Origin of the sequence: uncultured Modestobacter sp. (assembly GCF_947486615.1) — a bacterium.
Lineage (GTDB): Bacteria > Actinomycetota > Actinomycetes > Mycobacteriales > Geodermatophilaceae > Modestobacter.
Genome location: NZ_CANKUD010000001.1, coordinates 101,542 through 126,106, shown reverse-complemented (window position 1 = coordinate 126,106; position 24,565 = coordinate 101,542). Strand labels below are relative to the sequence as shown.

20 protein-coding genes are annotated in these 24,565 nt (G+C 72.1%); 11 read left to right on the top strand and 9 right to left on the bottom strand.

The window, feature by feature from the left end; genetic code table 11:
* Positions 1-94: 94 nt before the first annotated feature.
* Positions 95-889, bottom strand: a complete 795-nt coding sequence (locus tag Q1A09_RS00590) for a GntR family transcriptional regulator (protein WP_299950716.1) — start codon at positions 887-889, stop codon at positions 95-97.
* 156 nt (positions 890-1,045) lie between these two features.
* Between Q1A09_RS00590 and iolC the strand changes: the two genes are divergently transcribed.
* The 10 genes from iolC to Q1A09_RS00540 all read left to right on the top strand — a co-directional run bounded on the left by iolC (position 1,046) and on the right by Q1A09_RS00540 (position 12,181).
* On the top strand, positions 1,046-2,020 hold the full coding sequence (iolC, locus tag Q1A09_RS00585; protein ID WP_299950713.1) for a 5-dehydro-2-deoxygluconokinase: 975 nt from the start codon (positions 1,046-1,048) through the stop codon (positions 2,018-2,020).
* Entirely contained in the window at positions 2,013-2,933 is a 921-nt protein-coding gene (locus tag Q1A09_RS00580) for a deoxyribose-phosphate aldolase (protein WP_299950709.1), read from the top strand. The genes iolC and Q1A09_RS00580 overlap by 8 nt, the downstream gene beginning before the upstream one ends.
* Positions 2,934-2,949: 16 nt before the next feature.
* Positions 2,950-3,879 carry a 5-deoxy-glucuronate isomerase gene (gene iolB, locus Q1A09_RS00575; RefSeq protein ID WP_299950707.1) on the top strand — a complete coding sequence of 310 codons (930 nt, stop codon included), beginning with the start codon at positions 2,950-2,952 and terminating at the stop codon, positions 3,877-3,879.
* The gene (gene iolD / locus Q1A09_RS00570; RefSeq protein ID WP_299950704.1) at positions 3,876-5,822 is read left to right on the top strand and encodes a 3D-(3,5/4)-trihydroxycyclohexane-1,2-dione acylhydrolase (decyclizing); all 1,947 of its coding nucleotides are present in this window, start codon (positions 3,876-3,878) and stop codon (positions 5,820-5,822) included. Before iolB ends, iolD begins: the two co-directional genes overlap by 4 nt.
* 37 nt (positions 5,823-5,859) lie before the next feature.
* Positions 5,860-6,840, top strand: coding sequence for a sugar phosphate isomerase/epimerase (locus Q1A09_RS00565; protein ID WP_299950701.1), 981 nt, complete (start codon positions 5,860-5,862; stop codon positions 6,838-6,840).
* Positions 6,837-7,910 carry a Gfo/Idh/MocA family oxidoreductase gene (locus Q1A09_RS00560; protein WP_299950698.1) on the top strand — a complete coding sequence of 358 codons (1,074 nt, stop codon included), beginning with the start codon at positions 6,837-6,839 and terminating at the stop codon, positions 7,908-7,910. The genes Q1A09_RS00565 and Q1A09_RS00560 overlap by 4 nt, the downstream gene beginning before the upstream one ends.
* On the top strand, positions 7,907-8,782 hold the full coding sequence (locus tag Q1A09_RS00555; RefSeq protein ID WP_299950696.1) for a sugar phosphate isomerase/epimerase: 876 nt from the start codon (positions 7,907-7,909) through the stop codon (positions 8,780-8,782). Before Q1A09_RS00560 ends, Q1A09_RS00555 begins: the two co-directional genes overlap by 4 nt.
* Positions 8,783-8,811: 29 nt before the next feature.
* The gene (locus tag Q1A09_RS00550) at positions 8,812-10,305 is read left to right on the top strand and encodes a CoA-acylating methylmalonate-semialdehyde dehydrogenase (protein ID WP_299950693.1); all 1,494 of its coding nucleotides are present in this window, start codon (positions 8,812-8,814) and stop codon (positions 10,303-10,305) included.
* Between the two features lie 93 nt (positions 10,306-10,398).
* Complete coding sequence (locus Q1A09_RS00545; protein WP_299950690.1) at positions 10,399-11,397, top strand: sugar phosphate isomerase/epimerase; 999 nt, start codon at positions 10,399-10,401, stop codon at positions 11,395-11,397.
* Between the two features lie 7 nt (positions 11,398-11,404).
* A complete protein-coding gene (locus Q1A09_RS00540; RefSeq protein WP_299950687.1) occupies positions 11,405-12,181 on the top strand; it encodes an SDR family NAD(P)-dependent oxidoreductase in 777 nt (258 codons plus the stop codon).
* Between the two features lie 237 nt (positions 12,182-12,418).
* On the opposite strand, the gene Q1A09_RS00535 is transcribed toward Q1A09_RS00540, so the two are convergent.
* Positions 12,419-13,033, bottom strand: coding sequence for a TetR/AcrR family transcriptional regulator (locus Q1A09_RS00535; RefSeq protein WP_299950684.1), 615 nt, complete (start codon positions 13,031-13,033; stop codon positions 12,419-12,421).
* Between the two features lie 142 nt (positions 13,034-13,175).
* Between Q1A09_RS00535 and Q1A09_RS00530 the strand changes: the two genes are divergently transcribed.
* Positions 13,176-15,380 carry an MMPL family transporter gene (locus Q1A09_RS00530; RefSeq protein WP_299950681.1) on the top strand — a complete coding sequence of 735 codons (2,205 nt, stop codon included), beginning with the start codon at positions 13,176-13,178 and terminating at the stop codon, positions 15,378-15,380.
* A gap of 448 nt (positions 15,381-15,828) precedes the next feature.
* Here the strand turns inward: Q1A09_RS00530 and Q1A09_RS00525 are convergent, their stop codons facing one another.
* From Q1A09_RS00525 to Q1A09_RS00495, 7 genes are all read right to left on the bottom strand, one after another.
* Entirely contained in the window at positions 15,829-16,581 is a 753-nt protein-coding gene (locus Q1A09_RS00525; protein ID WP_299950678.1) for a DUF2889 domain-containing protein, read from the bottom strand.
* A 392-nt stretch (positions 16,582-16,973) separates the two neighbouring features.
* Entirely contained in the window at positions 16,974-17,747 is a 774-nt protein-coding gene (locus Q1A09_RS00520) for an ABC transporter ATP-binding protein (RefSeq protein ID WP_299950676.1), read from the bottom strand.
* A complete protein-coding gene (locus Q1A09_RS00515; RefSeq protein ID WP_299950673.1) occupies positions 17,744-20,527 on the bottom strand; it encodes a branched-chain amino acid ABC transporter permease/ATP-binding protein in 2,784 nt (927 codons plus the stop codon). The genes Q1A09_RS00520 and Q1A09_RS00515 overlap by 4 nt, the downstream gene beginning before the upstream one ends.
* Positions 20,528-20,750: 223 nt before the next feature.
* Positions 20,751-21,575, bottom strand: a complete 825-nt coding sequence (locus Q1A09_RS00510; protein WP_299950670.1) for an SDR family oxidoreductase — start codon at positions 21,573-21,575, stop codon at positions 20,751-20,753.
* A gap of 9 nt (positions 21,576-21,584) precedes the next feature.
* Positions 21,585-22,172, bottom strand: a complete 588-nt coding sequence (locus tag Q1A09_RS00505) for a hypothetical protein (RefSeq protein ID WP_299950668.1) — start codon at positions 22,170-22,172, stop codon at positions 21,585-21,587.
* A gap of 29 nt (positions 22,173-22,201) precedes the next feature.
* On the bottom strand, positions 22,202-22,993 hold the full coding sequence (locus tag Q1A09_RS00500) for a FadR/GntR family transcriptional regulator (RefSeq protein WP_299950666.1): 792 nt from the start codon (positions 22,991-22,993) through the stop codon (positions 22,202-22,204).
* A 200-nt stretch (positions 22,994-23,193) separates the two neighbouring features.
* Entirely contained in the window at positions 23,194-24,438 is a 1,245-nt protein-coding gene (locus tag Q1A09_RS00495) for an ABC transporter substrate-binding protein (RefSeq protein WP_299950664.1), read from the bottom strand.
* Between the last annotated feature and the right edge of the window lie 127 nt (positions 24,439-24,565).

Sequence of the window (24,565 nt, the reverse complement as noted above, 5' to 3'; positions counted from 1 at the left end):
TCGACGACGGATCGACCGGAGTGACTCCGGCCACACGTCGAGGGACTATGTCAGGACATTAGGACTTTGTCGAGGCGCCTGTTCGATCCACCGGTCAGCGGCCCACGAGGGTCGTCTCGAAGTCGTAGCGCGACGCGCGGTAGACGTGCCGGCCGTGCTCCACCGGCGACCCCTTGTCGTCGAAGGCCGTCCGCTGCATGGTCAGCAGCGCTGACCGCGGGGGCTCGCCGAGCAACCGGGCCTCGTCCGCGCGGGCCAGCCGCGCACCGATCCGCTGGTGCGCCACCCGCAGGTGCACGCCCTGTCCGCGCAGGTACTGGTAGAGCCCGCGGTCCGCGAGCTCGTGGAGTCCGGGCTCGAACCGGCCGGGCAGGTAGTTGGTCATCAGCGCCAGCGGCTCACCCCGCGTCCGGCGGAGCCGGGAGAGCACGACGACCTCGGCGCCCGGGGCGATGTCCAGCTCCTCTGCCACGTCGGCCGGTGACGCCACGCGCTCGAGCGAGAGGACCTCGGTGGACGGCTGCCCACCGGCGCGGGCGAGGTCGTCGTAGAGGCTGGCCAGCTCCACGGACCGGTGGACGTGCGGCTGGATGACCTGCGTACCCACCCCGCGCTTGCGGACGAGCAGCCCCTTGTCGACGAGCTCCTGGACCGCGCGCCGCACGGTCGGGCGGGACAACCCGTAGCGCTGCGCCAGCAGCAGCTCGTTCTCCAGCCTCGACCCCGGCGAGAGCGCGCCCTCCGTGATGGCCCTCTCGATGGCCTGGGACAGCTGGAAGTACAGCGGCGTGGGGCTGGAACGGTCGATGTCGAAAGTGGGCGTGACGGCCACCTGGTCCTCCTCGTCCTGGCGCAGCGGGACGACGCCCGGCAGCGGCGCCGGCTTCATGATCGCACCGGACGCCGGTCCCGACCTCCCCTGGACGGGTCATCTGGTCCGCCTGACGTTCTTTTGTCTAGATGTCCTGACAAAGTCTTGACGGGTTCGAGTGTCGTGGAGCACAGTCTCGATGCGAGCCAGACCAAGGACAGGACGGAGCGCAGCGTGGACGGAAAGCACGACGTGGTGGTGATGGGGCGCAGCGGCGTCGACCTCTACCCGCTGCAGATCGGCGTCGGTCTCGAGGACGTCGAGACCTTCGGCAAGTTCCTCGGCGGCAGCGCGGCGAACGTCGCCGTCGCCGCGGCCCGCCTCGGCCACTCCCCCGCCCTGGTCACCGGGGTGGGCGACGACCCCTTCGGCCGGTTCGTCCGCCGGGCACTGCGCGACCTCGGGGTGGACGACCGCCTGGTCGTCGTCGATCCCGACCACCTGACCCCGGTGACCTTCTGCGAGATCTTCCCGCCGGACGACTTCCCGCTGTGGTTCTACCGTCGCCCCACGGCCCCCGACCTCCAGGTACGCCCCGAGGACCTCGACCTCGGCGCCGTTCGGGAGGCAGAGCTCTTCTGGGCGACGGTGACCGGGTTGTCGGAGGAGCCGAGCCGGTCGGCCCACCACGCCGCCTGGGCGGCGCGGGGACGGCGCCGGCACACCGTCCTGGACCTCGACTACCGGCCGATGTTCTGGTCCTCCCGCGAAGAGGCGTCGGCGCAGGTCCAGGCAGCCCTCCCGCACGTGACCGTGGCCGTCGGCAACCGCGAGGAGTGCGCGGTGGCGGTCGGGGAGACTGATCCCGACCGTGCCGCCGACGCCCTGCTCGATGCCGGCGTGGAGCTCGCGGTGGTCAAGCAGGGGCCCCGCGGCGTCCTCGGCAAGACGAGGACCGAGCGGGTGGTGGTGCCGGCCACGCCGGTCGACGTCGTGAACGGCCTGGGCGCCGGGGACGCGTTCGGCGGCTCCCTGGTCCACGGCCTGCTGACCGGACAGCCGCTCGAGCAGATGCTCCAGCGGGCCAACGCCGCCGGGGCGATCGTCGCCTCCCGGCTCGAGTGCTCGACCGCCATGCCGACCGCATCCGAGGTCGCCGCGCACGTCGCCGCGCACACCCTCACCCGCCTGGAGGGCACCCGTGCCTGACGCCACCCTGACCCTGCCCGACGCCGCGCCGGCTCCCCGGTGCAGCACCTACGCCGAGGTCACCGAGCTGCGCAGCCGGGACCCCTGGGCGGTGGGCCGCGCGCTCGCTGCTCGCCGGCGCCGTCCGGCCTTCCTGCCCGACGACGGGCGACTGATGCTGGTCGCCGCCGACCACCCCGCCCGTGGGGCGCTGGCCGCACAGGGCCGGAGCACCGCGATGGCCAGTCGGACGGAGATGCTGGACCGGCTGCGCACCGCGCTGGCGCGTCCGGGCGTCGACGGCCTCCTGGCAACGGCCGACATCGCCGAGGACCTGCTGCTCCTCGGCGCGCTGGAGGACAAGGTGGTCGTGGCCTCGATGAACCGCGGCGGCCTCGTCGGCGCCTCCTTCGAGCTCGACGACCGGATGACCGGGTACGACGTCCCGGGCGTCGTGGCGGCCCGGTTCGACGCCGCGAAGATGCTCAACCGCATCGACCTGGACGACGCCGGGACCGTGGCGATGCTGGAGACCGCTGGTCGTGCGGTCACCGACCTCGCCCGCGCCGGCATCGTGGTGATGCTCGAGCCGTTCATGTCCCGACGGGTCGAAGGCCGGGTCGTCAACGACCTCAGCCCCGACGCGGTCATCAAGTCCGTGCACATCACCCAGGGGCTCGGCGCGACCTCGGCGTTCACGTGGATGAAGCTGCCGGTCGTCCCGGAGATGGCCCGCGTCATGGACGCGACCACGCTGCCCACCCTGCTGCTCGGCGGCGATCCCTCGCGGCGTCCCGACGAGACGTACGCCAGCTGGCGTGACGCGCTCACGCTCCCGTCGGTCCGCGGCCTGGTCGTCGGCAGGACGCTCCTCTACCCGCCGGACGACGACGTCGCTGCCGCCGTCGACACCGCGGTCGCCCTCGTCCACTGACCGACCAGGAGGACCCGTGACCACCGCCTCACGCCCCGTCCCGGACACCAGCGCGCTGCACCTCCCCGCCGGGAGCGCGGCAGCTGGCCCCTACAGCCTCGAGGTCACGCCGGAGTCCGCCGGCTGGGGCCACTCCGGGCTCCGCGTGCTCGAGCTGCCCGCCGGCGGCACGCACACCGTCGACACCGGGCCGGACGAGGTGCTCGTCGTCCCGCTGTCCGGCGGCCTGTCGGTCTCCTGCGACGGGCAGACGCTGACGCTCACCGGGCGCAGCGATGTCTTCGCCGGGCCGACCGACTTCGCCTACCTGCCCCTGGGATCGACCGCCGAGCTGGCCAGCGACGGCGGCGGACGGTTCGCGCTCTGCAGTGCGCGCGCCTCCCGCCGGCTGCCGGTCCGCCGCGGCTCCGGCGCCGACGTCCCGGTGGAGCTGCGCGGGGCAGGGCGGTGCAGCCGCCAGGTGAACAACTTCGCCACCGCCGGGGTCTTCGAGGCCGACGCGATCATCGCCTGCGAGGTCATCACCCCGGGCGGCAACTGGTCGTCCTACCCCCCGCACAAGCACGACGAGACGTCGGACCGGGAGACCGAGCTCGAGGAGATCTACTACTTCGAGGTCGCCCCCGGCCCGAAGGGTCAGCCCGGATTCGCCCACCACCGGGTGTACGGCACCGCCGAGCGGCCGATCGACGTGCTCGCCGAGGTCCGCGACCGGGACGCCGTGCTGGTGCCGCACGGCTGGCACGGGCCCTCGATCGCCGCGCCCGGTCACGACCTCTACTACCTCAACGTCATGGCCGGGCCCGGCGCCGAACGCGCCTGGCGGATCGTCGACGACCCGCAGCACGCCTGGATCCGGGACACCTGGGCGGACGAGGACGTCGACCCCCGGCTGCCCCTGCACTCCCCCGCCCGCACCAGCCCGAACGGAGCGCCCCGACCGTGAGCGACCACCCACCGCCGGCCCGGACGGAGACCGTGCGCCTCACCGTCTCCCAGGCCGTCGTCCGCTTCCTCGCCCAGCAGCACACCGAGCGCGATGGGCAGCGCCAACGACTGTTCGCCGGGTGCTTCGGCATCTTCGGCCACGGCAACGTGGCCGGGCTCGGTCAGGCCCTGCTGCAGGCCGAGGTGACCGACCTCGACGTGGGCCGCGAGCGGTCCCTGCCCTACGTGCTCGGCCGCAACGAGCAGGCCGTGGTGCACACGGCCGTGGCCTATGCCCGGGCCAAGGACCGGCTGCAGACGTGGGCGGTCTCCACCAGCGTGGGCCCCGGCGCCACGAACATGGTCACCGGCGCCGCGCTCGCGACCATCAACCGGCTGCCAGTGCTGCTGCTGCCGGCGGACACCTTCGCGACCCGCACCGCCGGCTCGCTCCTGCAGGAGCTGGAGCTGCCCGGCAGCGGCGACGTCACGGTCAACGACGCCTTCCGACCGGTGTCGCGCTACTTCGACCGGGTGTGGCGGCCCGAGCAGCTGCCCGGGGCCCTGCTCGGCGCGATGCGGGTGCTCACCGACCCGGCAGAGACCGGAGCGGTCACCCTCTGCTTCCCGCAGGACGTGCAGGCGGAGGCCTTCGACTGGCCCGTCGACCTCTTCGCCGAGCGCACCTGGCACGTCGGCCGGCCGGTGCCGGAGCAGGCAGCGCTCGACCGGGCCCTCGCGGTGATCCGGTCCGCCCGCCGCCCGCTGTTGATCGCCGGTGGCGGCGTCGTCTACTCCGACGCCTCCGCCGCCCTCGACGCCTTCGCCACCGCCACCGGCATCCCGGTGGCGCAGACCCAGGCGGGCAAGGGAGCGCTGCCCTTCGACCACCCGCAGTCCGTGGGTGCCATCGGTTCGACCGGCACCACGGCGTCCAACGCGCTGGCCCGCGACGCCGACGTGGTCATCGGCATCGGCACCCGTTACCAGGACTTCACCACCGCCTCGCGGACGGCGTTCAACGACCCCGACGTCCGGTTCGTCAACGTCAACATCGGGTCGCTCGACGCCGTCAAGCACGCCGGCGTCGCGGTCCAGGCCGACGCCCGTGAGGCGCTGACCGCCCTGACCTCCGCCCTGTCCGGCTGGTCGGTCGGGGATGCGCACCGCCAGCGCACCGCGGAGCTGGCCGCCGCGTGGGAGGCGACCGTCGAACGCGCCTACCACCCGGAGGTGCCCAGCGCGGGGGCCGGTGGCCGGCTAACCCAGAACGAGGTCATCGGTCTGGTCAACGAGGTCTCCGCGGCCCGGGACGTCGTCGTCTGCGCCGCCGGGTCGATGCCCGGTGACCTGCACAAGATGTGGCGCACCCGCGACCGCAAGGGCTACCACGTCGAGTACGGCTATTCGTGCATGGGCTACGAGATCCCAGGCGGCATCGGGATCAGCATGGCCAGCCCGGACCGGGACGTGTTCGTCATGATCGGCGACGGCTCCTACCTGATGATGCCGACCGAGTTGGTGACCGCGGTCCAGGAGGGCGTGAAGGTCATCGTCGTCCTGGTGCAGAACCACGGGTACGCCTCCATCGGTGCGCTGTCGGAGCAGCTCGGCTCCCAGCGCTTCGGCACCCGCTACCGGTACCGCTCGTCGTCCGGCCGGCTCGACGGCGACGTGCTCCCCGTCGACCTGGCGGCCAACGCCGCCAGCCTGGGCCTCGACGTCCTGCACGCCCAGGACGGCCCGAGCCTGGAGGCGGCGCTGCGCAAGGCCAAGGCCAGCGACCGCGCCACGGTGGTGCACGTCGAGACCGACCCGCTGGTGGACGCCCCGTCCAGCGAGTCCTGGTGGGACGTGCCGGTCAGCGAGGTCTCCGAACTGGAGAGCACCCGCACCGCCCGCGCCGAGTACGAGCGCTGGAAGGCCATCCAGCGCCCCCACCTCAAGCCCAGCCAGCCGTGACACCGCTGTACACCGACCACCCCAGGAAGAGGACCTCATGACCGCGGACAGCGACGTGGCTCCCGCAGCAGCCCAGCCCACGACCAGCCGGATCCGCATCGGGTCGGCGCCCGACTCGTGGGGGGTCTGGTTCCCCGACGACCCGGTGCAGGTGCCGTGGCAGCGGTTCCTCGACGAGGTGAGCGCCTGTGGCTACGACTGGATCGAGCTCGGCCCCTACGGCTACCTCCCCACCGATCCCGCCCGGCTGGCCGACGAGCTCGGCACCCGCGGGCTGAAGGTGTCGGCCGGCACGGTCTTCGAGCAGCTGCACCGCCCGGACTCCTGGGACGCCGTCTGGCGCCAGGTCGAGGACGTCGCCGCACTCACCAAGGCGATGCGCGGGACGCACGTCGTGGTCATCCCCGACACCTGGCGGGACCACAAGACCGGCGCCGCCATCGAGCCCCGTGACCTGCCCCCGGAGGGCTGGGAGCGGCTGGCCACCGGCATGGACCGGCTGGGGCGGGCCGTCCAGGAGGAGTACGGCCTGTCCATCGCCTTCCACCCGCACGCCGACAGCCACGTCGGCCACGAGGCCGACATCGAGCGGTTCCTCGAGGTGACCGACCCGGCCTTCGTGCCGCTCTGCCTGGACACCGGCCACGTCAGCTACTACCGCGGCGACAACCTCGGCCTCATCCGCCGCCACCCCGACCGGATCGGCTACCTGCACCTCAAGCAGGTCGACCCGGTGGTGGTGGACCGGGTGCTGGCCGAGGACATTCCCTTTCCGCAGGCGGTCCAGCTCGGCGCGATGACCGAGCCCCCGAACGGCGTCCCCGACCTGCCCCCGCTGCTGGAGGCGGTCGAGGAGCTGGGTCTGGACGTATTCGCGATCGTCGAGCACGACCTCTACCCCTGCGACCCCGACCTGCCCTTCGGCATCGCCCAGCGCACCCACCGCTACATCGGCTCCTGCGGGCTCCGCTCGCTGGAGATCGGCACCCCCACGATGCCCGAGGAGAACCGGCCATGACCACCACCGAGACCGCCGCCGGCGTCCTGCCGGCCATGGCGGAGGTCCCCGCCGCCGAGTTGCGCGTGGCCGTGCTGGGCGTCGGCATGATGGGCGCGGACCACGTCGCGCGGTTGTACAGCCGAGTCTCCGGCGCCCGCGTTGTCGCCGTCAGCGACGCCGCGGCCGACCGGGCCGCCGAGGTCGCGGCCGGCGTGCCCGGGTGTCGGGTGCTGGCCGACCCGATGACGGCGATCGCCGACCCTGAGGTCGACGCCGTCGTCATCGCCACCCCCGGTCAGTTCCACCACGACCAGGTCCTGGCGTGCATCGAGCAGGGCAAACCGGTGCTGTGCGAGAAGCCGCTGACCATGGAGGCGGAGAGCTCGCTGGCCGTCGTGCGGGCCGAGGACGAGTACGCAGCCCGGACGGGACGGCGGCTGGTGCAGATCGGGTTCATGCGGCGCTTCGACCCCGAGTACGCCGAGCTCCGCGGGCTGATCGCCTCCGGTGGGCTGGGTGAGCCGCTGCTGGTGCACTGCGCGCACCGCAACGCGGCCGTGCCGCCGCACTTCACCAGCCAGATGATGATCACCGACTCCGTCGTGCACGAGGTCGACGTGGCCCGCTTCCTGCTGGACGAGGAGATCACCGCGGTGACCGTGCTCCGGCCGCGGGCCACCCGGCACGCCGTCGCGGGACAGTCCGACCCGCTGCTGGTGCTCTTCGAGACCGAGGGCGGCCGGATGGTCGACGTCGAGTGCTTCGTCAGCACGGGCGTGGGCTACGAGGTGCGCACCGAGGTCGTCGCCGAGGACGGCGTGGCCGTGATCGGGCTCGACACCGGCCTCGTCCGGCAGAGCCGCGCCTCGGCCGGCGCAGTGCGCAGCGGCACCATCACCCCGAGCTTCAAGGAGCGGTTCGGCCGGGCCTACGACATCCAGGTGCAGCGCTGGGTCGATGCCGCGCGGCGCGGCGGCATCGACGGCCCCGGCGTCTGGGACGGCTACGCCGCCGCGGCCGTCGGCGAGGCCGGGGTCGCCGCACTGGAATCGGGTCGGCGCACCGAGGTCCGGATGGCGGCGCGATGAGGATCGCCCTGGACCCGCAGATGCTGCGCAGCACCCCGCTGCTGGAGCTCCCCGACGTCGTCGCCGGGATGGGGTACGAGTGGATCGAGCTCTCCCCCCGCGAGGACTTCATCCCCTTCTTCAAGCACCCGCGGGTCGACCTCGCCACGGTTCGCGCACTGCGGTCGAAGCTGACCGACGCCGGGGTCGGGGTCACGTCCCTGCTGCCGGTGCTGCGGTGGTCCGGCCCGGGCGAGGCCGAGCGGCAGGCCGCCGTCCGCTACTGGCGACGGGCCATCGAGATCTGCGTCGAGCTCGGCGTGGACACGATGAACAGCGAGTTCAACGGCCGCCCGGAGGCCCCCGAGCTGGCCGAGGCCATGTTCTGGCGGTCGATGGAGGAGCTGCTGCCGGTCTTCGAACGGGAGGGCGTCAAGCTGGTGCTGGAGCCGCACCCGGACGACTTCATCGAGCTCGGCTTGCCTGCCGTCGACATGGTGCGCGGCATCGACTCCCCCTGCGTGTCCTTCCTCTACTGCCTGCCGCACACCTTCCACCAGGGGGACGACGCGCCCGGCATCATCGCCCGCGCCGGCGACCTGCTCACCCACGTGCACGTCGCCGACTCGATGGACCACACGGCGTCCGACGGCTTGCGCTACATCACCAACCCGCCCGGCAACACCGTCCGCGTCCACCAGCACGCGGAGATCGGCCGGGGGGACGTCGACTTCGACGAGGCGTTCGCCGCCCTCGCCGGCATCGGCTTCGACGGCGTCCTCACCACCTGCGTCTTCGGCTGGGACGACCAGGCCCGCGAGTCCGGGACCCGGATGCTCGCCGCCATCCGAGAACTGGTCACCAAGCACTTCCCCGACGGCACCACTCCCTGAACCCGAGTCCCGCACTCTGAGAGGCCCCCATGACCACCCTCATCCCCCACTGGATCGACGGCGCCCGGCGCGAGGGCGCCAGCGGCCGCACCGCCGACGTCACCGACCCCGCGACCGGCGAGGTCTCCGGCCAGGTCGCCCTGGCCAGCACCGAGGAGGTGGACGCCGCCGTCGCCGCGGCCGCCGCCGCGTTCCCCGGGTGGCGGGACACCTCGCTGACCAAGCGCAGCGCGGTGCTGTTCAAGTTCCGGGAACTGCTCAACGAGCGGAAGCCCGAACTCGCCGCGATCATCACCGCCGAGCACGGCAAGGTGCTCGACGATGCGCTCGGCGAGGTCTCCCGCGGCCAGGAGGTCGCCGAGTTCGCCTGCGGCGTGCCGCACCTGCTCAAGGGCGGCTTCACCGAGAACGCCTCGACCGGCGTCGACGTGCATTCGGTACGCCAGCCGCTGGGTCCTGTCGCGGTGATCAGCCCGTTCAACTTCCCGGCGATGGTCCCGATGTGGTTCTTCCCCGTCGCCATCGCCACCGGCAACACCGTCGTCCTCAAGCCCAGCGAGAAGGACCCCACCGCGGCACTGTGGATGGCCGAGCTGTGGAAGGAGGCCGGTCTCCCCGACGGCGTCTTCAACGTCGTCCACGGCGACAAGGTCGCTGTCGACCGGCTGCTGGAGCACCCCGAGATCCAGTCGGTGTCCTTCGTCGGCTCCACCCCCATCGCCCGCTACGTCTACGAGACCGGCACACGGCACGGCAAGCGGGTGCAGGCCCTCGGCGGGGCCAAGAACCACATGCTGGTGCTGCCCGACGCCGACCTCGACCTCGCCGCGGACGCCGCGGTCAACGCCGGCTTCGGGTCGGCCGGCGAACGGTGCATGGCGATCAGCACGCTCGTCGCCGTGGGCGGGGTCGGCGACGACCTGGTGGCCCGGATCGCCGAGCGCGCCGCGACCCTGCGCACCGGCGACGGCCGCCGCGGCTGCGACATGGGTCCGCTGGTCACCCGGGAGCACCGCGACCGGGTCGCCGGGTACGTGGACGCCGGCGAGGAGGCCGGCGCAAAGGTCGTCGTCGACGGCCGGGAGGTGCAGCCGGACGGCGGCGAGGGCGGCTTCTGGCTGGGCCCCACCGTGCTCGACCACGTCTCGACCGACATGAGCGTCTACACCGACGAGATCTTCGGCCCGGTGCTGGTGGTGCTCCGGGTGGACACCTACGAACAGGGGCTGGAGCTCATCAACTCCAACGAGTACGGCAACGGCACCGCCATCTTCACCAACGACGGTGGTGCCGCCCGGCGCTTCCAGAACGAGGTGGAGGTCGGCATGGTCGGGATCAACGTCCCCATCCCGGTGCCGATGGCCTACTACTCGTTCGGCGGCTGGAAGAACTCGCTGTTCGGTGACTCCCACGCACACGGCACCGAGGGCGTGCACTTCTTCACCCGGGGCAAGGTCATCACCTCCCGCTGGCTCGACCCGAGCCACGGCGGCCTCAACCTCGGTTTCCCACAGAACGCCTGAGGCCCCGACCGGCCGGCGTCGGCGCGACGCGACCCGCCGACGCCGGCCTCGAGGTCCCACCCACGCGCCACACACCGGAGAGGTCACCACCCCATGGTTCTGAGACTGGGTGCCTACACCGCCTGCCTGCACGACCGCCCGCTGGCCGACGCCCTCGACGTGCTCCGAGCCAACGGCCTGACCTCCGTCGAGGTCAACACCGGCGGCTTCATCCCCTCACCGCACTGCCACGTCGAGCTGTTGCTGTCCTCGGAGCAGGCCCGTCGGGAGTACCTCGACGTCCTCGCCTCACGAGGGATGGAGTTGACCGGGCTGAACTGCAACGGCAACCCGCTCAACCCACTGCCCGGTGTCGGCCCCAAGCACTCGGACGACCTGCGTCGCACCATCGAGCTCGCCGGGCTGCTGGGGGTCCGGAACGTCGTCACCATGTCGGGCACGCCCGGCTCGGACCCCGGCGCCAGGTACCCGTCCTGGGTGGTCAACCCGTGGGACGGCGTCTACATGGACGTCCTGGACTACCAGTGGGGCGTGGCCGCCGAGTTCTGGACGGAGATCGACGCCCTCGCCCGCGCCAACGACGTCCGGGTCGCCATCGAGATGCACCCGCACAACTTGGTCTTCTCCCCCGTCACTCTCGAGCGGCTCGTCCAGCTCACCGGTGCCACGAACCTGGGAGCGGAGATGGACCCGTCTCACCTGATGTGGCAGGGGATGGACGTCCTCGCCTGCATCCGCCGGCTCGGCCCATTGGTGTTCCACGCAGCGGCCAAGGACGCGGCGATCACCCCCGGGGTCGACGTCCGCGGAGTGCTGGACACCTCCTTCCGGCGGGTACCCGCCGACGCACCGGACAAGGTGCCGACCGGGACCGGGTTCTGGTGCAACGAGTGGCCCGAGGACCCGGCGTGGCGGTTCGTGGCCGTGGGCGTGGGCCACGACGTCGACTGGTGGACCGACTTCCTCCGTGCGCTCGCGGAGATCGATCCGGGCATGGCGGTCAACATCGAGCACGAGGACGCCGCCTTCGGCCGACTCGACGGGCTCGCTCTGGCCGCCGGCAACCTCCGCGCCGCCGCCGACAAGGTGTAGGACGTCGGTGCGCACGCCAGGCCTGGTGGAGCGCGACGCGGGTCCCGTCGCGGTCGTCACCGGTGCGGGTTCAGGGATCGGGCGGGCTACCGCGCTGCGGTTGGCCGCAGACGGCTTCCGGGTCACCCTCGCAGGTCGCCGTCGGTCGGCCCTCCAGGAGACGGCCGACCTCATCCGCGCCCCCGACACGCTGGTCACCCCCTGCGACGTCACCGACGCCGCTGCCGTCAAGGCGATGGTCTCCGCCACCGACCGCACGTTCGGGCGCATCGACGTCGTGGTGAACAACGCCGGGATCTCGTTCTCCTCGGCGTTCGACCTGGTGACCCTGACCGCATGGCGCCAGGTGATGGCCGCCGACGTGGAGTCGGTCGTGCTCGTCACCCAGGCCGCTCTGCCGTTCCTCCTGGAGCATGGCGGGAGCGTCGTGAACGTCGGGTCGGTCGCAGGCCTCGGCGGCGACGCGGGCATGACAGGCTACAACGCCGCGAAGGGCGCGCTCGTCAACCTGACCCGGTCGCTCGCGGTCGAGCTCGCCGGCCGCGGGGTGCGGGTCAACGCCGTCGCCCCGTCACTGACGTCGACCGATGCGACCGCAGACATCCCCTCCGACGACATCGCGGAGTTCCTCCGGCGCATCCCCATGGGACGAGCCGCCGAACCCGCCGAGATCGCTGACGTCATCTCCTTCCTCGTCGGTCAGGACGCCAGGTTCGTCACCGGGGTGGTCCTGCCCGTCGACGGAGGACTCCGGGCCGGCAGCGGCCAGCCCCGGCACCGATGACCGGCTGCGCGGTCAGCTTCCGGACGCCAGCAGCGACCGGCGGATCGGGAACAGGGCGTCGGCAAGGGATGGGACGACGCAGCACGTCCCGGCCCCGCTGGAGGGTGGACGCTGCCCCGGGGCGACGCTCAGGTCGACGCCGGAGAGCACCGCGCGGTCGCCGTAGGACCGCCTGCTCGGGCGTGGTCGCCTCACCCAGGGTGCGCCACCAGCGCTGGGCCGGGGCGGGACGATTCGTCACGTCTGACGACGACGAGCGGCCTTCCGATAGCCGGCCAGCAGGTGCATGCCCAGGTCGGTGAGCTCCTCTCGCAACCACGTCTCGGAAACGTCCGGAGGCGCGGCCATCAGCGCGCCGGCGAGCGCCTGCAGCGTTGCTGAGCCCCAGAGGGTGCTGAGGTCGTCCGCGTCACCGCCGAGCAGCATCGCCTCGACCTGCCCGCGTAGCTGGGCACCCTTCTCCACGAGCACCGGGCGGCTCATTGCCGTGGCGTCGCGGGTCAGGTACGCGGCGACCCGGCGGTGCCGCAGCAGGTAGTCGACGTAGCCGGCCACGTCCATGCCGCGCCCGCGCTGAGGCCGCAGACCGGAGTCCTTCTCGCCCGCGAGCATCAGCAGCTCGTCGATCGCGGGCTGGACGAGAGCCAGCAGGATCTCGTCCTTGGTGTGGAAGTGGTAGTAGACGGCGGCCTTGGTGACACCGAGCCGATCGGCGATCCCCTGCAGCGAGGTGCCCTCGAAGCCGTGCTCGCTGAAGAGGTCCAGCGCCGCGCCGAGCACCCGTTGCGCACCCGGCGAACGGCCACTGCCCGGCGCCTGCCCGGGAGACGCCGCCGTAGGTGTGCTCGTCACCGGCACAGAGTAGACGCCGCGCCACGTGACACGGCTCATGCGCCGCCTAGCCTTTCGGCTAGTAGCATGCTTGCCGATCGGCTAGGTAGCGTCTCGGCGCCCCCGCGCCGCAGCCCCGTCCCTCACCACCTCGGAGTGCACCGTGGCCGCCTTTCTCAACCGTCTCGGACGCTGGGCTTTCCACCGCCGCAAGACCGTTCTCGCCGCCTGGGTCCTCACCCTCGCCGTGCTCGGCGGCCTCGCCGGCGCCTTCAGCCGCTCCGCCGACGCGCAGCTCACCATCCCGGGGGTCGAATCGGTCACCGCACTCGAGACCCTGCAGGAGCGCTTCCCCGGTGGGGCAGCGGGCGGAGCCAGCGCGCGCATCGTCTTCGCCGCCCCCGAGGGCAGCTCGGTCACCGACCCGGAACTCGCCGCGGCGATCCAGGCCTCGCTCGCCGAGGCCGCCGACGCCGAGCAGGTGGCCGCGGTCAGCGACCCGTTCCAGACCCAGGCCGTCTCCCCCGACGAGTCGATCGCCTACGCCACCGTCACCTACGACGTCCAGGTCGACGGGATCACCGACGATGCACGCGCCCAGCTGCTCGCCGTCGCCGAGGACGCCGAGGACGCCGGACTGCAGGTGGAGTTCGGCGGCGAGGCGACCCAGGCCGTCCCCGCGCAGGGCGCCGCCGAGGCGATCGGCGTCCTCGTCGCCGTCGTCGTCCTGGCGGTCACCTTCGGGTCGATGCTCGCCGCCGGCCTCCCGCTGCTCACGGCGCTGATCGGGGTCGGCGCGGGGATGGCGGGCGTGCTGGCGCTGTCCTCCGTCGTCGACCTGACCGCCACGACACCGACCCTCGGCCTGATGATCGGGTTGGCCGTCGGCATCGACTACGCGCTGTTCATCTGCGTCCGGCACAAGGAACAGCTCGCCGTCGGGATGGACGCGCGTGAGTCCGCCGGCCGGGCGGTCGGCACCGCAGGCAGCGCCGTCGTCTTCGCCGGCCTCACGGTGATGATCGCGCTCGCCGGGCTGACCGTGGTCGGCATCCCGTTCCTCACCACGATGGGCCTGGTCGCCGCCGGCATGGTCGGCGTCGCCGTCCTCGTCGCGCTCACCCTGGTGCCCGCTCTGCTGGGCTTCGCCGGGAACCGGTTCGACCGCTGGAAGGTCCCCGGCCTTCGCCGCCGGCAGGCCGCCCTGGCCACGGAGGAGTCGGTCGGCACCCGCTGGGCACGCAGCGTGACCCGTCGCCCGGTTGCCGTCCTGCTCGCCGGCGTCCTCGGGCTGGGCGTCATCGCCCTCCCGGCGCTGGACCTCCGCCTGGGCCTCCCCAGCGAGGGTGACCTGGGCGAGGAGACCACGCAGCGGCAGGCCTACGACCTGCTCGCGGAGGGCTTCGGCCCCGGGTTCAACGGGCCGCTCACCGTGCTCGTCGACGCGGCCGATGCTCCCGACTCGGAGGCCGCGTTCACCGAGACCGTCGCGGCGATCGGCGACCTGGACGGGATTGCCGCCGTCACCCCCGCGATCCCGAACGAGGACGGCGACACCGCCATCGTCTCGGTGGTCCCCAGCGCCGGGCCGGCCGATGCCAGCACCGAGGACCTCGTCAACGACATCCGCGACCTGCGACCCGGCCTGGTCGAGAGCACCGGCTCGGAGCTGGCGGTCACCGGCAACACCGCGCTCGGCATCGACATCTCCGAAAAGCTCGGCGCTGCGCTGCCGCTGTTCCTCGGTGTCGTCGTCGGCCTGGCGTTCCTGCTGCTGATGCTCGCCTTCCGGTCGATCCTGGTGCCGATCAAGGCCGTGCTCGGCTTCCTGCTCAGCCTGGCCGCCACCTTCGGCGCCCTGGTCGCGGTGTTCCAGTGGGGCTGGCTGGCCGACCTGCTCGGCGTCGAGCAGACCGGACCGGTCCTCAGCTTCCTGCCGATCCTCCTCATCGGCCTGCTCTTCGGGCTCGCCATGGACTACGAGGTGTTCCTGGTCAGCCGGATGCGGGAGGAGCACGTGCACGGCGCCGAGCCGCGCGAGGCGGTGATCGCCGGCTTCCGGCACGGCGCCCGGGTCGTCACCGCCGCGGCGCTGATCATGGGCTCGGTGTTCGGTGGCTTCATCCTCGGCCACGACGCGACCATCAAGAGCATCGGTTTCGCTCTCGCGTTCGGGGTGCTCGTCGACGCCTTCATCGTGCGGATGGCGATCGTGCCGGCGGTGATGACGCTGCTGGGCAAGGCCGCCTGGTACCTGCCGCGCTGGCTGGACCGCGCACTGCCCGACGTCGACATCGAAGGCTCCGCCCTCGAGCGAAGCGAGCTCGCGCCTGGTCCCGAGGACGAGCTGGTACTCCCCCGGCGCTGACGGGGTCGACGCGCCTGGGAGGAGCTTGCGGCCTGGTCGGCGACTACCACCGGGGGCCGGTCGTCGACTGCACACTGCCGTCCGCCCGTCGTCGCTCACCCCGTACGGGACAACCTGTCCAGCGGCAGCCGGTGTCGCACGTCTCCCAGGCCCCGCGCGACCAGCAGCTCTCCTCCCGACAGGCGGCCCCAGTCACCTGTCCGGGAGTCCCAGCGCCGCCACATCCGCTCGTTGCACGACACTGTGAGGTCCGCGGTCTCCCCCGCCAATACCGGAGGGGCTCTTCTGCGTGCCACCGGTTCGGATCGCTGGAAAGTGACCTGAGCGACCTGCGAGGCGGCACGTCGTCAGCTCCGCAACCGGCACGCCCGACGTGCTGGCCGACATCCCCGTCGACCCCGTGTCGGCTGGTCGTGGGCTGACCGTGAGCACGCTCGGGCGCGACCCGTCAGCGACCGGCCGCGAGCACGGGCACGTCGTCCAGCGAACGAAGCAGGTCGTTCAGGTGGGTACACGACGACGTGCCGCTGAATGCGCCCCGAATGTGCTGCCCGAGCGTGCCGACCTGCCGCCCGACCAGTGCCGCCGCGCTGGCCGCCGCCATCGGGCACTCCTGCCAGGGCAGCACCCGGGGCTCGACCCTCACGGCCAGCAGCTGCAGACGGCCGGCGGACACCACGGCGGACAGCCCGTATTCGTGAACCACCGATTCGTCCCCGTCAGCGTCCATGTAGCTGTCCCGGAACATCGCCTCGACCCGCAGGATGTCCCCGCCGCGCGTCACGTCCATCAACCGGCACCGGCGCATGTCCCCGGGCGTCAGCGGCGGCATGGCGTGCCAACCGACGGAGTCCACCGCGTCGGCCAGCGGCGGGGCTGCCGGGCCGGAGAGCCGGGGCATCGCCCCAGACCGCGCGATGGCCAGCATCATCGTCCCGTCCGAGCGCCATCCGGAACACACGTCGGCCGGCGGCGTGCGACCCGGGGGTGGCGCCTCCACCGGCGGGCCGACCACCCAGGCGTAGCCGGAGATGACCACGGCGCCCGGGATGTCGTCGAGCAGCGCGTGCGCAAGTGTCCGGGCACCAACCTCACCAGGCAGGGCCTCCCCGACCGCCGCCCGGAAGCCAGAGAGGGCCGGAACGCCGACGAGTCGGGTCAGCCCCGGCAACCCCGGTCGAGTGCGCAGCGCACCGATCACGGGACGACCGGAGAGGTCGATCGCCGCGTCGAGCTCCGCGGCGCCGAGCTCCTCGACCGCTCCGTCGAGACCGGTCCACAAGTCGCGAGCCGCTCCGCGGAGTACGAGATCCCCGGCCGGTCCAGAGGGGGTGCTGAGGTCGAGGTTGGACGTGCGCCGGACCGACCTCGGTCGTCGGTCGTCGACCGAGGTCGCCGCCTGCTGAGGCCCGTGGCCCTCGTGCGCGGGGGCCAACATCTAACGCACACCAGGGTGGCGGCAGTCGACCTCGGTCCTGGACATGGGCGCTCCTCGTCCTCTCCACGCACTGGGCCAGCGGTGCCGGTCACCCGACCGGCACCGCACACCGCTGTCGGACGACACGGTGTCAGAGGCGCTGCCGCACCAGCCCGTCAGAGCTGGGCAGCACCGTCCGGGACACCCAGATAGGCGGCCTGGAGAGCATCCGGGTCGGCCGCGAGCGCCTGTGCGTCGCCGCTGAGGACCACGTTGCCGTGGACCAGCACGATAGCCCGGTCGGAGACCTCCAGCGCTAGTTGGACGTGCTGCTCCACCAGGACGACCACAGCGCCGGTCTCGTCGGCGATCCGGCGCACCACGGGGAGCAGCCCCTCGACGATCACCGGGGCCAGGCCCATGCTCATCTCGTCGATGAGCAAGACCCGCGGCTTCTGCACCAGCCCGCGGGCAACCGCCAGCATCTGCTGCTCGCCGCCGGAGAGCTCCCCGGCACTGACCGTCAGCCGGGGCCGCAGCGCCGGGAAGAGATCGAGCGCGTCGTCGATCGTGGGTCCGCCCGACCGGCGGGCGATGGCGAGGTTCTCCTTCACCGTCAGGGCGGTGAACAGCGCCCGGTCGTCGGGCACCAGGACGACGCCGGCCCGGTTCACCTTGGCCGGCCGGTTGAGCGGCAACGGGGTCCCGTCGAGGAGCACCTCGCCACCCAGCGCGGGGAGGAGCCCGGCGAGAGTCATCAGCGTGGTCGTCTTACCAGCGCCGTTCGGACCCAGGACGCCGAGCACGGTGCCGGCGGGGACGGAGAGGTCGAGCGAGCGGACCACCGGCACGGTTCCGTGACCGGCGGACAGCCCGCGGAGCTCGAGGACCGGGGTCTGCGACGTCTCCAGCGCCGTGGCGCCGCCTGGGGAGGTGAGGCTGGCGGTCATACGGTCTCCTCCTGGACCTCGTGGGCGCCAGCGTGGGCGTCCAGGTCCGCGTGCGTGGTGCCCAGGTATGCCTGGGCGACCTTCGGGTCGGAACGGATCTCTGCGGGCGTGCCGCTGGCGATGACCTCGCCGAAGTTGAGCACGTGGATCTCGTCGCACAGGCTGAGCACCAGGCTCATGTCGTGCTCGACCATGACGATGGTGACGCCGAAGTTGCGGATCTCGCGCAGCCGGTCACCGAGCCAGTGGCTCTCCACCGTGTCCAGCCCACCGGCCGGCTCGTCCAGCAGCAGCACCTTCGGCAGGCCGACCAGTGCACGGGCGATGGACACCAGCTGACGCTGGCCCTGGGACAGCTCGCCAGCGGGCCGGTCGGCCACGTCGGTCAGGCCGAGCAGGCCGAGAGTCCGGTTCAGCCGGGCCTCGCCCTCGCCGCCGTCACCGGCGGTGAGGCCCACCACGACGTTCTCCCGGACGGTGAGGTCCTCGTAGAGCTCGATCGCCTGGAAGGTGCGGCCCAGCCCCGACCGGATGCGCTCGTGCGGCTTCATCCCGTCCAGCCGGGTGCCGCTGAGGGTCACCGAGCCGGCGGCGGGAGCAAATCCGCTGATCGCGTCGATGGCGGTGGTCTTGCCGGCACCGTTGGGCCCGATGAGGCCGACAATCGTGTTCTCGCGGACGGTGAAGCTCAGGTCGGAGACGGCCACCACACCGCCGTAGCGGACCCGGAGGTCCTCGACCTCCAGCAGTGCGGGGTCGGCGTCCGCGGCCGGCGTGCGGGCCTCGGCCACCGCCGCCGCCGGGGCAGGCGCTTCGTACTGGGATCCGACGATCGACTGCGCAGCCCCGCGCAGCTTCCGGGAACGGCGGCTCTCCAGCGCGCTGTGCACCGGTCCGACGATGCCCTCGGGGTTGAAGATCACCGTGAGCACCAGCAGGACCGCGGCGACGACGTTGTACCAGAGCGCGGTCGAGGCGACCTCCGAGACGAGCACGTAGACCAGGCCGCCGACCGCGGACACCCCGGCGAGCAGCCCGCCGGACACTGACGTGATGCCGGTGAGGTAGACGACGCCGAAGAAGGCCAGGCCGCCGAAGGCGGTGTACGGCTCGAAGGTGACGGTGCCGGACTTGTAGGCCAGCAGCGCACCGCCGAGCCCGGCGATGAAGGCACCGAGGGCGAAGGCGATGAGCTTGACCCGCACGACGTCGACGCCGGCTGCGGCCGCCGACCGCTCGTTCGCCCGCACCGCCAGCATCTGCGAGCCCAGTCGGCTGGTGCGCAGCTTGGCCACACCGACGCCGACGATCACCAGCACGGCGAGGCAGACGATGCCGAACACCGAGCGCGGGAAGTCCGTGCCGATGCCCACCCCGAGGTCGACGCCGAAGATCTCCGGGTTCGGCACCCTGAGGCCCTCACCGACCAGGTCGCCGTTGCGGAACCACAGCGCCTCGAGGGCGAACGCCAGGGCGAACGTCACGACGGCGACGGTCAGGCCTCTGATCCGCAGCGCCGGGAGCCCGATCACCACGCCGATCACCATGGCGCCGATGGCCGCGAGGATCGGGGCGAACGGGAACGGGATGCTGAGCTGGTCGGCGATGGGGGGCAGCAGGAACGCCCCGACTCCGGCCAGCGGCAGCTGGGCCAGCGACACCTGGCCGGCGTAGCCGGTGACCACGATGATCGACAGCCCGATGATCGCAAAGATGAGGGTGCTGATCAGGCCGTTCCGCCACTGGTTGGTCAGCAGGTAGAGGCCGGCGAGCGCCACGAGGCTGGGCACGACGGTCGGCAGCAGCAGCCGCCGGGGCCGCGGGGCGCGGCCGAGGGTCTGCACGATGATCGCGCCCCGGCCCGGTAGCGGCCGGGCCCGTACGACCAGCACAAGCAGGATGAGCACCAGCGGCACCAGCTCGGGCAGGCCCGAGGAGGGCAGCCAGTCGATCGTGCTCGCGAGGTACTGGGTCTCCGACTGGAGCATGCCGATGCCGAGTCCGGCGACGACCGCCCAGAGGACGAACTGAAAGCGGCCGATGATCGCCGCGGCGAGCGCCGGGACGATGAACAGGGTGTACGAGGCGGGGATCAGCGGGACGATCGGTGCGATGAGCACGCCGACGAGGCCGGCGATGGCCGAGCTGAGCACCCAGTTCCAGGCCGCCACCCGGTCCGGAGAGACTCCGCTGACGTAGGCACCCTTCTCGGACTCGGCCGCCGCCCGCGTCGCCAGCCCGAACTTCGTGAACCGGAACAGCAGGGTCAGGACCACGGCAATGGCGATCACCGTCAGTGCCAGGTAGGCCCGGTCGGAGGGCACGCGCAGCGACCCGGCGGTCCAGAGGTCGGTCGGGAAGATCGGCTGCACGGCGACGATCGTGGTGCCCATCCGTGCGGCGATCAGCGCGGTGATGAAGAGCGAGACGCCCAGCGACGCCACCGCCTTGGCCACCGGTGGGGCGCTGCGCAGCGGGCGGAAGACGAACAGGTGCAGCACCAGCCCGAGGAAGCCGGCGACGACGACCGAGATGGCCAGGGCCACCGGCATGGGCAGCTCGCCGCCCAGGTCGAGCGTCGTGGGGAAGCCCGGGATGAGCACGATGAGCTCCCCCTGGCGGAGGAAGGCGTAGAGGTAGGCCGTGAGGAGCGCGACGCTCCCGGTGGCAAAGTTGATCACTCCCGAGCTGCGGAAGGTCAGCACCAGGGCCACGGCCAAGGCGGCGAAGACCGCTCCGTTACCAATGCCGAGCAACAGGAAGACAAAGTGCTGCGTCACGCGTCACTCCTTCGTGATCGTGTGGAGACCGCCGGGCCGAAGGCCCGTGCCGTGACCGAGCGCCTCGTCGGTTCGAGCCGGGCCGGACGGCCGTGAGCGAGAGAGCGAAGTTGCCTCTCGGGTGCGCCGAAGTAGGTTAAGTGGTTAGACGAATGCTGGGGGGTCAGTGTGACCTGTGTCAAGTGTCTGCAGGCCTTCCCGCGCGCACGCCGGCGGGCGCCGGTCACAGGTGCCGGTTGACACCTCCGTCGACCGGGATGGACTGGCCGGTGACGCGCCCGGCCCGAGCCGAACACAGGAACGTGATCAGCGAGGCGATCTCGGCCGGCTCCCCCATCCGGCGGACCGGCACGTCGGCGGTGAAGCCGGCGAGGACCTCGGCCACGGGCAGGTCTCGCTCAGCGGCGAGCCAGGTGAAGTACGCGGTGTTGCGCTCGGTGGCGATGCCCCCGGTCAGCACGCTGTTGCAGGTGACGCCATCGGGGGCCAGGCGGGCGGCCAGGGTCCGCATCAACCCCGCCACCACAGGCCGCACGGTGTTGGGGAGCACGTGCGGGATATCGGTCTTGGGCTCCCGTGCCACTCCTGAGCCGACGTTCACCAGCCGTCCCCATCTGGCGCGACGCATGAGTGGGACCGTCTCGCGGGCCAGCAGCCAGGCCGAGACGGCCAGCTGGGAGAACTCGGCGCCGTACTCGGTCGCCGGCATGCCCGCGAAGCGGCCGGCGGCCGGACCTGCGCCCTCCACTGCCGCATCGATGACATGGCCGATCACGTTGCTGATCGCGATGTCGACCCGGCCGAAACGCTCCGTGGCCGACCGGACGACCCGGCCGACGTCGGCCTCGACCGTCATGTCGGCGACCACTGGGTGCACCTCGGCGCCGGTGGCCCGGACCCGTTCCGCGGCCTGCGCCACGCCGTCGGCGGACCGGGCCACCACGACCACCCGGCAGCCCTCCGCGCCCAGTGCGAGCGCCGTCGCGAGCCCGATGCCGCGGCTGGACCCGGAGACCACCGCCACCCGACCGCTCAGTCCGAGATCCACGGCCGGGCCTCAGAAGACCGACGGCTGCGCGCCGCCGTCCACCGAGACCGCGCACCCGGTGACGTAACCGGAGTGCGCGGAGACGAACCAGCTCACCGCGTCGGCGACGTCGGCGTCGGTGGCCAAGCCGCCGCGGAGCACGGCGTTGATGGTGACGCCTCGGGCGCCGTGCTCGGCGGCCACCACCTTATGCATCCCGAGCACCCCCAGGCCCACAGCGGTGTCCAGATCACCGCCCGAGGCGCCCGCGGCCTTCACCGCGGTCGGCAGCACGGCCAGCAACCGGCCCCGACCACGCGAGGCCATGCCGGGGACGACAGCGCGGTAGAGGGCCGCCGTGTCCACGACCGGCTGCCAGGCGGTGACCAGCGTCGAGACCTCGGTGACCACGTCGATGGCGTCCGGCGGAGCCGGCGGGAGGACGACGACGACCGCGTCGACCGCTCCCTGCTCGACCACCGGGCACTGCGCGGCCTCCGCGAGGGCGGAGGTGACCACCACGGCCCCCTCCTCCGCCAGCAGCTCCCCCAGTGCGTCCCGCGCCGCATCCGGCGCACCGGCCAGCACGACCAGCCGCCCCGTCAGACCCAGGTCCACCGCAGTTCCCTCCTTATGCCCTCCCGGGCTCAACCGAGCAGATCCAGGACCGTCGTAGCGTTCCCGTGCACCAGGTACTCCTGTGCTGCGGTCAGGTGCCGTCGCCAGAGCTTCTCGGCGGCGACGTCGTCCCCGACCTCGATCAGGTCGACGACCTCGCGGTGGGCGCGCAACCCGCGGCGGCTGGCGGCCGCGAGGTCGGGAGAATTGGGGTCGGACTGAACCACCGACCAGTTCCCCAGGGTGAAGATGTGCTCGATCATCCCCATGAGCAGGGGCAGTGTCTGGTTGCCGGTCAGGGCGACGAGCAGCGTGTGGAACTGTTCGTGCCGTGCCAACGTCTGCAGCCGGGTCTCACCCGGCTCCGCACCGACAGCCAGCGCCTCCCGGAGTTCCCGAACGTCGTCGTCGGAACGTCGCCGGGCCAGCAGCCCGACGGCCTGCGGCTCGATGACGATCCGGGCGAGGTAGACGTCCGCCAGGGTCGTGCCCCGGTGCTGGAGGATCAGCCCGGCGTAGCGCGCCGCCACCTCGGCGCTGGGCAACTGGACGCGGGCGCCGCCGCGGGCGCCCCGCCGCACGATGATCAGGGACTCGGCCTCGAGCACGCGGAAGGCCTCGCGCAGGGTGGGCCGGGAGACGCCGAACTGCGCCAGCAGGGCGGCCTCCGGGGGTAGGGACTCACCCTCAGCCAGTTCGCCCCGGATGATCTGACCACGGAGGCGGGCCGCGACCAGCTCGGCCATCTTTGGCACCCGCAGCTCGTGGCCGATCGGTGTCGGCGTACTGCGGGGGAAGGCGGCTGGCTCCGCAGCGGACATGGACGGCGCTCCTCGTTGCATCACGCTGGTGGCGGCGACGGGTCGTCGACCGCAGTGACCTCGGGTCCCTCGGCCGGTCCGATCCGGGGACTGTCCGCTGTACCGGGTCCGGCTCCGCCGGCCCGCCGCCAGTGCTCCCTGGCGGGAGCGTGCAACCGACCCTTAGGAGGTGGGCTGCCCGGCGGCGGGCCGGCGGTGGATCAGCCGGCGGAGAGGACGTAGATGCCCTCGGCGTCGACGTCCTCGAAGTTGGACAGCGCACCCTCGGCATCGGCGTCGGCGATCGCACCGAACGTCGAGCAGATGTTCGGCGAGATGTCGGCCACCGCCTGCGCGTTGCACTGGTAGGTGGCGCCCCCGCCCAGCGGGTAGTCCGTCGCCGGCATGGCCTTGATGGCCGCGGACACGCCGGCCGGGGTGAGGTCGACGAGCTCCGAGGCGTTGACCGCGCGGATCAGGCCGAGCATCCCCTGGTAGGCACTGATGGTCACCGACTCGGCTTCCAGGTCCTCACCGTAGGTGTCGATGACGGCGTTGAAGAGCTCGAACTCCGGATCGTCGGCGTTGGTGATCGCGCCGGTGGCGACCGTGACGCCCTCGTAGCCGCCGGGGATGGAGGCCGCGGCGTCCTCGCCGAGGCACCGGTCCAGGGCGACGATCGGGACGGTGACGTTCAGCGTCTTGAGTGCCTTGATGGCGCCGGCGCAGAAGGTCGGGTCACCGAGCAGGTAGTACATCTCCGGCTCGTTGTTCTCCGCCTGCTGCACCTGCGGGGTCATGTCCGGGGTGCCCGGCGGGATGGCGATGACCTCCAAGTCGGCGTCTGCGTTGCCGAAGAAGACCGGGCCGAGCTGCTTGGCCGGCCCGGCGGCACCCGGGACGTCGATGACGAGCATCGCCGCCTTCGAGATGTCGTTCTCCCGGGCGTAGGCGGCGGGCGTGCCGAACACCGAGAGGGGGTTGGACCAGACGTAGGTGTCGGGGCTCTGCAGCACGACCTGGCTCGAGCCGCTCTGCAGGCCGGTCGGAATCCCCGCCGGGCTGAGCACGTTCACCACGGGGTCGATCTGGCCGGGGACGGCGCCGGAGATGGCGAGCACGCCCTCGTTGATGAACTGGTTGCCGCAGTCCTGGGCGCCGGCGGGGGTGCCCTTGGTCTCGCAGGTCACCAGCTCGATCGGGTGTCCGCCCAGGCCACCGAGGTGGTCGTTGGCGTACGCGATGACTGCCTCGGCCGCCAGGATCTCGTTGTTGGTGTCGAAGGCCTCCGTCTGGCCGTCGCTCACGACGCCCAGCTTGATCGGATCTCCGCTGGCCGGATTGTCCTCGCCGAGCGCGGCGGCGGCGGCCGCCGGGTCGGGTGCGGATCCCCCGTCGTCGCTGGCGTCGTCGCTGCCACAGGCAGCCGTGACGAGCACGACGCTGAGCAGCGCGGCTCCGAGCATTGATCTGGCACCGCGCTGTGCAACTGACCGCATGGACCTTCTCCTCGATGTCTGCGGGGGAACGCGCTCGCGCCCGTTCGATCCCAGTGGGGGCGGCGCGCTGGTGGGCGCCCAAGCCCTGACGGCC

Bases quoted from the DNA above. Each gene is read 5' to 3' on its own strand.
- Q1A09_RS00590 (WP_299950716.1), bottom strand. From the start codon at position 889: ATGAAGCCGGCGCCGCTGCCGGGCGTCGTCCCGCTGCGCCAGGACGAG.
- Q1A09_RS00565 (WP_299950701.1), top strand. From the start codon at position 5,860: ATGACCGCGGACAGCGACGTGGCTCCCGCAGCAGCCCAGCCCACGACC.
- Q1A09_RS00560 (WP_299950698.1), top strand. From the start codon at position 6,837: ATGACCACCACCGAGACCGCCGCCGGCGTCCTGCCGGCCATGGCGGAG.
- Q1A09_RS00555 (WP_299950696.1), top strand. From the start codon at position 7,907: ATGAGGATCGCCCTGGACCCGCAGATGCTGCGCAGCACCCCGCTGCTG.
- Q1A09_RS00550 (WP_299950693.1), top strand. From the start codon at position 8,812: ATGACCACCCTCATCCCCCACTGGATCGACGGCGCCCGGCGCGAGGGC.
- Q1A09_RS00545 (WP_299950690.1), top strand. From the start codon at position 10,399: ATGGTTCTGAGACTGGGTGCCTACACCGCCTGCCTGCACGACCGCCCG.
- Q1A09_RS00520 (WP_299950676.1), bottom strand. From the start codon at position 17,747: ATGACCGCCAGCCTCACCTCCCCAGGCGGCGCCACGGCGCTGGAGACG.
- Q1A09_RS00500 (WP_299950666.1), bottom strand. From the start codon at position 22,993: ATGTCCGCTGCGGAGCCAGCCGCCTTCCCCCGCAGTACGCCGACACCG.
- Q1A09_RS00495 (WP_299950664.1), bottom strand. From the start codon at position 24,438: ATGCTCGGAGCCGCGCTGCTCAGCGTCGTGCTCGTCACGGCTGCCTGT.